Source organism: Mariniflexile gromovii (assembly GCF_017814435.1).
Lineage (GTDB): Bacteria > Bacteroidota > Bacteroidia > Flavobacteriales > Flavobacteriaceae > Mariniflexile > Mariniflexile gromovii.
Genome location: NZ_JAGJCB010000028.1, coordinates 31,344 through 44,483 on the forward strand (window position 1 = coordinate 31,344; position 13,140 = coordinate 44,483).

Consider the following 13,140-nt stretch of genomic DNA (forward strand, 5'->3'; position numbering starts at 1 on the left):
ATTTAAAGATTTTAAAGATTCCTGCTTTCGCAGGAATTAGTTTAGCTTAAACATAACCTGTTCGCTCTCCAACTCATGCAACAGTTCTTGCGAAACTTTTACTTTTTGCTTTCTGCTTGGCATGGTTAATTTTATTTGTTCTTTATGATCGTACACCACAAAATTGAGCATTTGGCTTCCTGGGTGCATTTGCAACAGTTCTTTTAATTTTAATATTTTGGATTCTTGCAGATCGTCTATGTTAAGTTGTATGGATAGCTTTTTTGCATAGTTTTCCATAACATCGTGCAGCAACTGGAAACTATTGAATTGTAACCTTGGTTCGCTTTTTTTGCCTGTATCTTTATTTACCCAACCTTCGCGCACAAACGATTTTACAAATACAAAACTATTTTGCAGTAAAAAGTGCCTGAACTTTAAGTATTCTTCGCCAAAAATGCGGAACTCGAAACTATCGGTATAATCTTCAATGGTAAACATAGCCCACCCTTTACCCTGTTTACTAACGCGGTGCTGCACATCGGTAACCACTCCTCCAAAAACAAGTTCGCGGTTTACATAAGGTTCTAAATTTTTAAATAAGGCTAAATTGGCATTGCAAAAAGTATTCATTTCTATTCTAAAATCATCCAACGGGTGTCCAGAAATATAAATACCCACTACTTCGCGCTCTTGCGCCAATTTTTTCATAGTGCCCCATTCTTCGCATGGTGGCACTTGGGGTTCTGCTATTTGTACATTGCTGGCATCGCCAAACAAACTTACTTGTGCTGAGTTTTCGTTTTCTTGATGTTTCGCTCCATAACGAATGGCTTTTTCCAAAAAGGTAATGCCATCGCCATCATCATGGAAATATTGTGCACGGTGTGTTTCATTAAAACAATCAAACCCACCTGCTAAAGCTAAATTTTCAAAGGCTTTTTTATTGGCTGCTCGTAAATCGATACGCTTCGCTAAGTCAAAAATCGATTTATAATGGCCGTCTTTTTTTCTATTGTCAACTATGGTCATAACCGCACCATGACCAACACCTTTAATGGCGCCCATACCGAAACGTACCGCATTGTCTTTATTTACAGAGAATTTATAAAACGATTCGTTTACATCTGGACCTAGTACATCCAACTTCATACGCTTACATTCTTCCATAAAGAAGGTAACTTGTTTGATGTCGTTCATGTTGTTAGAAAGTACCGCAGCCATATACTCCGCAGGGTAATGCGCTTTTAAGTAAGCTGTTTGGTAAGCTATCCACGCATAACAAGTGGAATGCGATTTATTGAAGGCATAACTCGCAAACGCTTCCCAGTCTTTCCAAATTTTCTCAAGGGTTTTAGCATCGTGTCCATTAGCACTCGCCTGCTCTACAAACTTGGGTTTCATTTTATCCAGTACCGCAATTTGCTTTTTACCCATGGCTTTTCTCAGTACATCGGCTTCACCTTTGGTAAATCCCGCCAGTTTTTGGGAAAGTAACATTACCTGCTCCTGATATACCGTAATACCATAGGTTTCCTTTAGGTATTCTTCCATGGCATCCAAATCGTATTCAATAGGCTCATCACCATGTTTACGACGGGTAAAACTTGGAATGTACTCCATTGGTCCCGGACGGTACAGGGCATTCATGGCAATTAAATCTTCAAAAACGGTTGGTTTTAGTTCTTTAAGGTGTTTTTGCATCCCGGGCGACTCGTATTGGAACACCCCAACGGTTTCACCTCTTTGGAACAACTCATAGGTTTTTTCATCATCCAACGGAAAATTATCGGGATCGAGTAAAATACCATGTTTCGCTTTTACAATTTTAACGGTATCTTTTATAAGGGTAAGCGTTTTTAACCCCAAGAAATCCATTTTTAGTAAGCCTGCTTCCTCTACCACGGAGTTATCAAACTGGGTAACATACAAATCGGAATCTTTTGCCGTTGCTACCGGAACGAATTTGGTTATATCATCGGGCGTAATGATAACACCGCAGGCATGAATACCCGTATTACGAACCGAACCTTCCAATATTCTTGCAAGATTTACGGTTTCAGCTTCTAAATCGCTTCCTTCGGAAATGTTTAAAAGTTGATTGACTTTCTCTAAATCTTCTGCCCTGAATTTACTGCCCAATTCCTTTTCGCTTAAACCGAAAATTTTATTCAGTTTAGACATGGTAGGAATCAATTTCGCAATACGATCGGCATCAAATAATGGCAGATCGAGTACACGAGCGGTATCGCGAATGGAGGATTTTGCAGCCATTGTACCATAAGTGATAATTTGCGCTACCTGATTGCTTCCGTATTTTTTGATAACATAATCCATAACTCGACTTCGGCCTTCATCATCAAAATCGATATCGATATCAGGCATACTCACACGGTCTGGATTTAAGAAACGCTCAAAAAGCAAATCGTACTTAAGCGGGTCTATATTGGTAATCCATAAACAATACGCAACCACCGAACCTGCTGCAGAACCACGACCTGGACCCACCGACACATCCATATTTCGGGCTTCGCGAATAAAATCTTCAACAATTAAAAAGTAACCTGGATAGCCTGTGTTTTGAATAACGTCGAGTTCAAAATCCAAGCGTTCTATAACTTCTTCCGAAAGTTCTTCACCATAACGTTTTTTAGCCCCTTGATAGGTTAAATGGCGCAAATAGGCGTTTTCACCACGTTTACCTCCATCAACTAAATCTTCTTCATGTTTAAATTCTTCTGGAATACCGAATGCAGGCAGTAAAACCTCTCTCGCCAATTCGTAAGCTTCCACTTTATCTACAACTTCTTGGATGTTACTAATCGCTTCAGGAATATCCTTGAAAAGCGATTTCATGTCATCCGAAGACTTAAAATAATACTCCTGATTTGGTAATCCGTAACGGTACCCTCGACCGCGACCAATGGGTGTCGCCTGCTTTTCACCATCTTTGACGCACAGTAAAATATCATGCGCATTGGCATCTTGCTTTTTACAGTAGTATGTATTGTTAGTAGCTACTAATTTAACGTCATGTTTTCTGGCAAGCTCTATTAATACTGTATTTACGCGATTTTCATCTTCTTGGTTGTGGCGCATGATCTCCACATACAAATCATCTCCAAACTGTTCTTTCCACCAAATAAGCGCTTCTTCAGCCTGATTTTCACCTATATTCAATACTTTACTGGGTACTTCACCATACAAGTTACCCGTTAAAACAATAACATCTTCTTTATATTTTTCAATTAAAGCCTTATCAATTCTTGGCACATAATAAAAACCATCGGTAAACGCGAGTGATGATAATTTTGCCAAATTATGATAGCCATTTTTGTTCTTAGCCAACAGTACAATTTGATAACCGTTATCTTTTCGGGTTTTATCGGTATGGTCTTCACATACAAAAAACTCGCAGCCAATAATGGGTTTTATTTCAACAGCTTTTGGAGTTTCACCTCTTTCAATAGCAGCATCATTCTTAGCTTTTACACCTCTATTGTGGTTGCTAACCGCTTTCACAAAGTGAAAAGCACCCATCATGTTCGCATGGTCTGTTAACGCAACAGCTGGCATGTTATGTTCGGCAGCGACGGATACCAAATCGGCAACACTGATGGTGGATTGCAACACCGAAAACTGCGAATGGTTATGCAGATGTACAAAATCAACTTCCTTTAAATCGGATACATTTTGTTTGATTTCTTCGGTTGAAATCGTTTCAACCTGAGCACTTTTTAGGCGTTCCCTAATTTTAGCACTTTCCTTTTTAAGGTTGATATGTTTTAATCCTATAAGCTGAATTTCAGCAGGATTTGCTTCCTTGAACTTTTGAAAATAATCGGGTTGAACATCCAACTGTTCTTTGGTGTATTCCTCTAAACGAATCAGTTCTAAAAAACAACGCGTGGTTGCTTCCACATCGGCAGTCGCGTTATGAGCCTCCGCAAAAGGCTCATTAAATAAGAACTCGTGCAATTCGGTAAGTGTTGGCAACTTAAATTTACCATAACGACCACCGGGAATTTGGCATAAACTGGCCGTATGCTCGGTACAGGTGTCTAAAACCGGCAGTTCCTGCAATGGGTTTGCTACATCACCTCGCACAAATTCGGCACCCATAATGTTAAAGTCGAACTTCACATTTTGCCCAACAACAAATTTGGTTTTACTTAAAGCTTCATTAAATTTTTCTAAAACTTCTGCTAAGGAAATGCCTTGCTCCTGCGCCAACTCCGTAGAAATACCGTGAATTTTCTCAGCATCATACGGGATATTAAAGCCGTCCGGTTGCACCAAATAATCTTGATGATCGATACAATTTCCCAACCCATCGTGTAATTGCCATGCAATTTGAATACATCGTGGCCAATTATCGGTATCGGTAATGGGTGCGTCCCAACGCTTAGGCAAACCAGTGGTTTCGGTATCGAAAATTAAGTACATGCTTTGTGTTTATTTGTTGATGCGTTTATTTGTTTATCTCAAATAACGAGCATATAAAATTACGTAGAAATAATACTTTTTCGGTATGAAGTTATCAAGAGTTTTAAACAAAAACCAAACAGCTATTGCTAAACGAAATTCATTTAAAAAGTCTATTTTTGAATACATCAAACCAACACCATGAAAATCAAACTATTGTTTCTAAGCTTTTCCTTCAGTTTTCTAATTGTTACTGGACAAAACACCCCCATGTACGTAGGCACCTATACAGATGGCTTTAGCGAAGGCATCTATAAATTTGATTTCAACCTTAACACCGGAGAACTTACCAACTTGCAATTGGCAATAGCTACCGAAAACCCTTCGTTTATAGCTTACTCACCAAATAAAAAATATTTATATGCTGTTAGCGAAAGCTTAGGAGGCACCATAGCTTCATTTAAAATTCAAGAATATGGTCAGCTCAAATTCTTAAATAAAGTAAGCAGCCATGGTGAAGGACCTTGCCATGTTTCTTTAAACAAACAAGGCAACAAAGCCGTGGTTTCAAATTATCGTGGTGGCAGTGCTGCTATTTATAACATTTCAAGAGACGGGAAACTTAATGAAGCTTCCCAGGTTTTCAACTACAACACCACAGATAAGGAATCGCACGCACATTCAGCTCAATTTTTTAAAGACGAATTGTATATTGCAGACTTAGGCATGAATGCAGTTTACCAATACAAACTAAAAAACAACATCTACGAATTAACCACACCTTCTATTTTTAAAACTACCGAAAACCCGGGTCCTAGGCATTTTGCATTAACAAAAAACGGAGAATTTATTTATATTATCAACGAACTTAGCGGTTCGATAACTTCGATTAAAAAAAAAGCATCTGGATTTGAACAAATTGACTTCGATGCTACTTTAGAAGATACCTACGAAGGCAAAAATGCCTGTGCCGATATTCATTTATCTAAAAACGAGCTTTATTTATATGGCTCTAACAGGGGAGAAAATTCCATTGCAGTTTTTAAAAGAAACAAGGTTGATGGTACTATTGAAAAAATTCAAACCATGCCCGTTCATGGCGATTGGCCCAGAAATTTCACATTAGATCCCTCTGGAAAATTTCTATTGGTTGCCAATCAAAAAAGTCAAAATATCTCCGTTTTCAGCATTGAAGCAGCAACAGGAATGCTGACTTTTTTACACAGCGTAAAAGCACCAAGACCCGTTTGTTTATTGTTTTAAAAAAATCGATTTCAAACTGAAATAAAGCATTGATAATTAGAAATAAAAGAGTATCTTTGCGCCCTCATTAATAACCGAGGTCGAGAACCTCAAATAATTAATTATTATGCCAGTAAAAATTAGATTACAAAGACATGGTAAAAAAGGGAAACCTTTTTACTGGATTGTTGCAGCCGATGTACGATCAAAAAGAGATGGTAAATATCTTGAAAAATTAGGTATTTATAACCCAAACACAAACCCAGCAACTATAGATTTAAATGTTGATGGTGCTGTAAAATGGTTACAAAACGGTGCACAACCAACCGACACAGCTAAAGCGATTCTATCTTACAAAGGTGCCTTACTAAAAAATCACCTTGCAGGTGGTGTTAGAAAAGGCGCTTTAACCGAAGAACAAGCGGAAGCTAAATTTACTGCTTGGTTAGAAGAAAAAGCTGGTAAAGTTGGTGCAAAAACTGATGGTTTAGCAAAAGCACAAGCGGAAGCTAAAGCAAAAGCTTTAGAAGCTGAAAAAGCTGCAAACGAAGCTCGTATTGCTGCCGCTGCTCCTGTTGTTGAAGAGGAAGTTGCAGAAGAAGCTCCTGCTGCTGAAGTAGAGGCTTCAAACGAAGAAGAATAAAAAATATTTTTTTTATACTTTTAAACTCCGGTACTTGTATCGGAGTTTTTTATGCAAAATGGTTTTGCGTTATGCTGAATTTATTTCAGCATTCTAAAAATTTAATTAATGAGATCCTGAATCCAATTCAGGATGACAAATAAAATTTGTCATGAAAAAAGAAGATTGTTTTTACTTAGGTAAAATTGTAACCAAATATAGTTTTAAAGGCGAACTTTTAATTAAGTTGGATACCGACCAACCTGAATTATACGAAAACTTAGACGCTATGTTTATTGAGGTTCGTAATACGTTGATTCCGTTTTTTATTGAAAGTTCACAGCTTCATAAATCTGATTTATTGCGTGTGCGCTTTGAAGATGTTACCAATGAAGCCGATGCCGATGCTTTAATAAAAAGCGATGTGTATTTACCTTTAGAATTTCTTCCGAAACTTGAAGGCAACAAATTCTATTTTCACGAAGTTATTGGTTTTACCATGGAAGACCAAAACTTTGGCACAGTAGGAAAAATTGTAGGCGTTAATGATTCTACTGCTCAAGCCTTATTTGAAGTAGAAAATAATCGCAAAGAAATACTTATTCCCATGAACGATGAATTCATTGTAAAAGTTGACAGAAAAACAAAAACCATCATAGTGAATACACCAGATGGTTTGATTGATTTATATCTTTAAGACGCTTTATAAGGCATAGATTGTTGTACATAGAAGTCTTTATAAACCTCAATACCATATAATGATTTCACGATGATATCTTGTTGACTTTCTAACAATTCTTCATCAGTATCTGAAAACTCAACATTATTAAGGATTTTTTGATATTTTTCAATATCTAACATTTGAATTTTTCCTGCTTCATTAAGTAACAACTGAACATCTTGAGTTTTTAATGCTTTAATTAGGCTTGAGTTTTTCATAGAATTATTGATATCTGACACATCGTAATATGTAGGAACATCACCATTTTCTCTGATGCTTGCATCCAAAGACTTAATGAAACTCGTTCTTTCGTAGCCAGCTACACTAAAAAAATTCTTTAATATCTTATCTTCAACTTGGCAAAGCGCATATAAAAATAATTTTTCAGTTTCGCAGTTTAAAATTAGTAAGTCGTTTAGGACACTAACACTTTGTTCGGATTTTTTCATAACTATTAAGTAGGTTTTAATTTAGGGCAAAAAAATTAATATTCCTGTTTAACGGGCTATTAAATAGGATGAAAAGCAATAAAATCTGTTAATTTATCTTACTTTTTGGAGCAATTTAGTAAAAAAAGATTCTTATAACCAATTATAATTATAAATTTCGATGAGTGGTAAGTTTTATTTTAAAATAAATCTAAATTGGAGCAATAAAAATACGCCAATAAAATCGGTATCTAACCCGAGTTTATTGGCGTATAATTTCTTTTTGAAAAACCTTTTACAATCGTGTATTTATCAAACAACAAATTGTTCTTGTCGTTTCATAGCATTCATATTGCTAAAAATCCTATCACGTTGTTTTATCAATGTTTTGCAAGTAGATAATGGTAATTTAATTTCTCTTAAAAGAGCGTCATATTTTTCAATACTTGCTTGTTTCAAATTATAAATTTCTTCCAACAAATCACCTTGAAGGTTTAGTAACATATAATTTTTAAAGTTTGTCAAAATTCTACCAAATTTACCACTTAATGCATCAAACTGTTTAGGTTCACCATCTAATTTTTCAATTTCACCTCTCAACTGCCTACCGAATTCATTTCCTTCGAATCCTCTTTCTCTAAAAAACGATTTTAAATTATCATCCGTAGACAAATCATGAGCTTCTAAATAAACTTTTTCAATCTCATAATTCATAATTAACAAATTATTGAGCTTACTTAAAATTTTTTCTGAAGACTTCATACAAATAATCTTTAGTTTAGCATTTTCAATAAATTTTTTAATGATGCGTATTGATTTCACATCCATCATATAATCGTACAATATAATAACGCAAATAGTGATAATTTATTTTTTAACATTATTTAGTATATATTGTGATTTTTTAACATCAAATTTTAACATATCTTCTTAAAATATTAACAGCTAATACATGTCGGACAAACCATTCCAATTCAAACAATTCACAATAAAACAAGACCGGTGTGCTATGAAAATTGGTACCGATGGTGTACTACTTGGTGCTTGGGCCTCTACACAGCACAACCCCTTTTCTATATTGGATATTGGTGCGGGTACCGGAATTATCGCGCTTATGCTGGCACAGCGTTGTAACGCGGAACTTATAGATGCTCTTGAAATGGATGATGATGCTTACGAACAATGTGTGGATAATTTTGAAACCTCACCTTGGGGAGATCGTTTGTTTTGTTACCATGCTTCATTGGACGAATTTGTTGATGAAATTGAGGACCAATACAACCTGATTATATCAAATCCACCATTTTATTCTGAAGATTTTAAGTCGGATAACGAGCAACGTGATTTAGCTCGATTTAGCGAAGCTTTGCCGTTTGACCATTTAATTGAAAGTGCCTCAAAACTACTTTCGGAAGATGGTGTTTTTTCAGTAATCATACCTAATAAAGAAGAAAATTTATTTATCAATTTAGCTTCAAATTTCAACTTGTTTCCTAATAGGATATTGCACGTAAAAGGCTCCCCTACTTCAGATATTAAACGAAGCCTTATGGAATTCTCGTTCCGCGAAAGCGATATTAAAAAAGAAACGCTAATTATTGAAACGGGGCGCCATGAGTATACCCAAGACTATATAAACTTGACGAAAGATTTTTATTTAAAAATGTAATTGAATACTAAGAATTAATTAAATTTGAGGAATTATAATGACAAATTCTTAAAAAAATACAGGTTTTACTAATTATTTTATTCTGAATAGGTCATAAAACCCAAAATTAATGTCGCAAACGGAATAAACGCCTTCGGACATTAATTTAAAATAAAGTAGCCAGATGAAACCAGATTTATTTGAAGCACCAGATTACTATCATTTAGATGATTTACTTTCCGAAGAACATAAATTAGTTAGAAATGCTGCCCGAGCATGGGTAAAACGAGAAGTCTCACCCATCATTGAAGAATATGCGCAAAGAGCTGAGTTTCCCATGCAAATTATTAATGGTTTGGCAGAAATTGGCGCTTTTGGCCCTTACATACCCGTTGAATATGGTGGCGCTGGTTTAGATCAAATTAGCTATGGTTTGATTATGCAGGAAATTGAGCGTGGCGATTCTGGTGTACGTAGCACCGCTTCGGTACAATCAAGCTTGGTAATGTATCCCATTTGGAAATACGGCACCGAAGCCCAGCGCAAAAAATACTTACCGAAACTAGCAAGTGGCGAATGGATGGGCTGTTTTGGCTTAACGGAACCTGACCACGGCAGTAACCCAGGAGGTATGGTTACCAACTTTAAAGACATGGGCGCCCACTATGTATTGAACGGTGCCAAAATGTGGATTAGCAATGCGCCTTTTGCACAAGTTGCGGTTGTTTGGGCCAAAGATGAAACGGGAAAAATTCATGGTTTGCTTGTTGAACGTGGTATGGAAGGATTTTCTACACCAGAAACACACAACAAATGGTCACTTCGTGCATCGGCAACCGGCGAACTTATTTTTGACAATGTAAAAATACCCAAAGAAAATTTATTGCCCAACAAATCTGGCTTGGGCGCGCCATTAGGTTGCTTAGATTCGGCACGATACGGCATTGCTTGGGGTGCTATTGGCGCCGCTATGGATTGCTATGATACGGCATTACGTTACAGTAAAGAACGCATGCAGTTTGGCAAACCTATTGGGCAGTTTCAACTTCAACAAAAAAAATTAGCTGAAATGATTACTGAAATAACCAAAGCCCAACTTTTAACGTGGCGCCTTGGTGTTTTACGCAATGAAAACAAAGCAACTTCGGCACAAATATCGATGGCAAAACGCAACAATGTGGATATGGCCATAAACATTGCCCGTGAAGCGCGACAAATTTTAGGCGGCATGGGAATAACCGGAGAATACTCCATCATGCGGCATTCAATGAATTTGGAAAGCGTCATTACTTATGAAGGGACGCATGATATTCATCTACTTATTACTGGTTTGGACATTACGGGTTTAAATGCTTTTAAATAGTTGCCAAAAAACTTGTTTTATTTTACATAATATAAATTCATGCTTCTTACTTTTAGGAAGCATTTTTTATTGAAATTTGTTTAAATTTACTTTTATGTTTTCATCCAGAAAGAGATTAGACAACGCTTTTAAAAATGCCAAAATCATCAACTTTGATGATTCCAGTAAGTTTATCTTATTTAGTGATTGCCACCGGGGCGACAATAGTTTTGCTGACGATTTTGCCAACAACCGAAACATTTATTTCCATGCCTTAAAGCATTATTATGCTGAAGGTTTCCAATATTGCGAAATTGGTGATGGCGATGAACTATGGGAAAACCTATCGTTCACACCTATTTTTGAAGCCCATAAAAATGTGTATATGATAATGAGGGAATTCCATAAAGGCAACAATCTACACATGATATGGGGAAACCACGACATGGTTTACAGAAATCCTAGCTACGCAAAAAAGTATCTTTATACTTATTTTGATAAAACATTGGGAATAGACGTAGACTTATTTCCGGGCATTGAATACCATGAAGGCATTATTTTAAGGCATACCACTACAAACCAAGATATATTTTTAACTCACGGACATCAAGCAGATTGGTGGAATTATCTGTTCTGGAAATGGAGTCGTTTTATGGTAAGGGTCCTTTGGAAACCGCTCAATGTTATGGGAATTGCCGACCCTACAAGTCCTGCAAAAAACTACAGCGAACTTATACGAATTGAACGCAGAACTAAAAAATGGATTATTGAAAACAATAATTTAGTTACCATTGTTGGGCATACCCACAGACCCCGATTTCCAGAACCTGGCGATATTGCTTATTTTAATGATGGCAGTTGTGTACACCCCAGAAGCATCACCGGTATTGAGATTGAAAACGGAGAAATAGCACTCATTAAATGGTATATAGATACCAATGATGATGGCGTGCTTCAAATAGTAAGAGTTTTGCTTGAAGGCCCCAGAAAATTGATTGATTATAAAACTGCTTGATGGGTTAAATCCGAAATAATGATTCAAAAAAGATATGAAGGTTTTTTAAAAACACCCTGCTTATGGAAAAGTAAGGATGTTTTTTCTTTACAACAATTTGAAATCATTTCTGAATCGCAAACCTTAAATATTGAAATAGACGAACAACTTCGTTTGGGAAAATATGTAGAACGTTTAGTCGCTTTTGAACTCGAAATGCAAAGTAATATTTCCATAATTGCGGAAAATATTCAAATTCAAGATGAAAAAACAACTTTAGGTGAAATAGATTGTTTACTTTTAAAAGATGGTGAACCCATTCATTTAGAAATCATTTATAAATTTTATTTATATGATGCTTCTGTTGGAACTACCGAAATCGATCATTTTGTTGGTCCCAACAGAAAAGATTCCCTAAAAGAAAAACTTACCAAATTAAGAGACAAGCAACTCCCTCTTTTGTACAATAACATGACTGAAAAATATTTAACTGCTTTAGAATTAAACCAACATGAAATTAAACAGCAGGTATATTTTAAAGCCCAACTATTCGCTCCTTTTGCCAATAAAAACATCCAACTTAAAGTTTTAAATACAGCATGTTTTGCAGGATTATATGTTAATAAAAACCAACTGCATGAACTTGAAGATTGCAAATTTTACATCCCTAACAAAAAAGATTGGTTGATAGTTCCTCACCCACATGTAAATTGGATGCTTTTTGATGCATTCAACCACCTGGTTAAAGATTATTTTCAACAACAATACTCACCCTTATGCTGGATCAAATTTAAAAATGGGCAGTTAACAAAAATATTCTTGGTTTGGTGGTAAGTGTTGGCTCCGCTACCGCCAACCAGAGCTTAACAGTAGCAGGGCGCCCGAAAATTGATTGATTATAAAACAAATTATTAGTTAATAGACGCAACCAAATAGTGCTTTTTATATCTAATAAGAAAATAGACCTCAATGAAAAAAGTAATTTTAATTTTACTGGCATCCATTTTTATTTACGGTTGCAGCTCCAAAGATAACGTGAAGGTATATGATGCCGATTATTTAATATTTGGCCATTTTTATGGATTTTGTATTGGTGAAAGTTGCATTGAAACTTTTAAATTAACATCCGATACATTATATGAAGATACTAACGACCAGTTCGCACATGCCTCTTTTAATTTTGAAGCGTTGGATGACGCTAAATTTGAAGCAGTAAAAGATTTGGTAGATGCTTTTCCAACAAAATTACTTGAAGAAGAAAAAACGACTTTTGGTTGTCCTGATTGTGCCGATGGTGGCGGACTTTATATTGAATATTCTAAAAATGGCGTTGTTAAAAAATGGAGGATAGATAAAATGAAATACAATGTACCTGAATATTTATATCCTTTTATGGATGCTGTGAATGATAAAATTGCACTAATTAATAAGTGATAAACCCCAAAATAATTATATATCATTCACGATTTCAATTTTAAAATAGAAATGCATGGGTACAAACCCTCACGCGGAGGCAAGTTAGGTTGGTTATTATCGTTTTTTGCCTCATGAAGCTAGTGCGAGCGTCTCGTTCGTACTGAAATATATAATAAATGTATTGTTGGCACGAACGGGATGCTCGCGCTCAATGTCATTAAGTTAAGCTTCTATTCAATTGATTATCAATGGTTTATTGTTGTTTTTATGGCATTGTTTTCGTATATTACATTGATAATCAAATACATATGACCTTGAAAAAA

The 13,140-nt window shown here is 35.8% G+C and carries 11 protein-coding genes; 8 read left to right on the forward strand and 3 right to left on the reverse strand.

Annotated features, from left to right (window positions below; translation table 11 throughout):
- Positions 1-36: 36 nt before the first annotated feature.
- Positions 37-4,425, reverse strand: a complete 4,389-nt coding sequence (gene dnaE / locus J8H85_RS17845) for a DNA polymerase III subunit alpha (RefSeq protein ID WP_209656924.1) — start codon at positions 4,423-4,425, stop codon at positions 37-39.
- Between the two features lie 180 nt (positions 4,426-4,605).
- Between dnaE and J8H85_RS17850 the strand changes: the two genes are divergently transcribed.
- The 3 genes from J8H85_RS17850 to rimM all read left to right on the forward strand — a co-directional run bounded on the left by J8H85_RS17850 (position 4,606) and on the right by rimM (position 6,965).
- The gene (locus tag J8H85_RS17850; RefSeq protein WP_209656926.1) at positions 4,606-5,667 is read left to right on the forward strand and encodes a lactonase family protein; all 1,062 of its coding nucleotides are present in this window, start codon (positions 4,606-4,608) and stop codon (positions 5,665-5,667) included.
- Positions 5,668-5,773: 106 nt separating this feature from the next.
- The gene (locus tag J8H85_RS17855; protein ID WP_209656928.1) at positions 5,774-6,289 is read left to right on the forward strand and encodes a 30S ribosomal protein S16; all 516 of its coding nucleotides are present in this window, start codon (positions 5,774-5,776) and stop codon (positions 6,287-6,289) included.
- A 151-nt stretch (positions 6,290-6,440) separates the two neighbouring features.
- Entirely contained in the window at positions 6,441-6,965 is a 525-nt protein-coding gene (gene rimM / locus J8H85_RS17860; RefSeq protein ID WP_209656930.1) for a ribosome maturation factor RimM, read from the forward strand.
- Here rimM and J8H85_RS17865 read toward each other — a convergent pair.
- Both J8H85_RS17865 and J8H85_RS17870 read right to left on the reverse strand, forming a co-directional pair.
- Positions 6,962-7,438: a hypothetical protein gene (locus J8H85_RS17865; protein WP_209656932.1), complete on the reverse strand. Its 477-nt coding sequence runs from the start codon at positions 7,436-7,438 to the stop codon at positions 6,962-6,964. The two genes, rimM and J8H85_RS17865, sit on opposite strands and share 4 nt — an antisense overlap.
- A 291-nt stretch (positions 7,439-7,729) precedes the next feature.
- Positions 7,730-8,179 (reverse strand): DUF2383 domain-containing protein, encoded by a 450-nt coding sequence (locus tag J8H85_RS17870; protein ID WP_209656934.1) that lies wholly within the window; start codon positions 8,177-8,179, stop codon positions 7,730-7,732.
- A 247-nt stretch (positions 8,180-8,426) separates the two neighbouring features.
- Here J8H85_RS17870 and J8H85_RS17875 point away from each other — a divergent pair, with 247 nt between their 5' ends.
- From J8H85_RS17875 to J8H85_RS17895, 5 genes are all read left to right on the forward strand, one after another.
- Complete coding sequence (locus tag J8H85_RS17875) at positions 8,427-9,086, forward strand: tRNA1(Val) (adenine(37)-N6)-methyltransferase (RefSeq protein WP_245243852.1); 660 nt, start codon at positions 8,427-8,429, stop codon at positions 9,084-9,086.
- A 163-nt stretch (positions 9,087-9,249) separates the two neighbouring features.
- On the forward strand, positions 9,250-10,428 hold the full coding sequence (locus J8H85_RS17880; RefSeq protein WP_209656938.1) for an acyl-CoA dehydrogenase family protein: 1,179 nt from the start codon (positions 9,250-9,252) through the stop codon (positions 10,426-10,428).
- A gap of 94 nt (positions 10,429-10,522) precedes the next feature.
- Positions 10,523-11,422 carry a metallophosphoesterase gene (locus J8H85_RS17885; RefSeq protein ID WP_209656940.1) on the forward strand — a complete coding sequence of 300 codons (900 nt, stop codon included), beginning with the start codon at positions 10,523-10,525 and terminating at the stop codon, positions 11,420-11,422.
- 18 nt (positions 11,423-11,440) lie between these two features.
- The gene (locus J8H85_RS17890) at positions 11,441-12,235 is read left to right on the forward strand and encodes a DUF1853 family protein (RefSeq protein WP_209656942.1); all 795 of its coding nucleotides are present in this window, start codon (positions 11,441-11,443) and stop codon (positions 12,233-12,235) included.
- Between the two features lie 135 nt (positions 12,236-12,370).
- Positions 12,371-12,835, forward strand: a complete 465-nt coding sequence (locus J8H85_RS17895; RefSeq protein ID WP_209656944.1) for a hypothetical protein — start codon at positions 12,371-12,373, stop codon at positions 12,833-12,835.
- Positions 12,836-13,140: the final 305 nt, after the last annotated feature.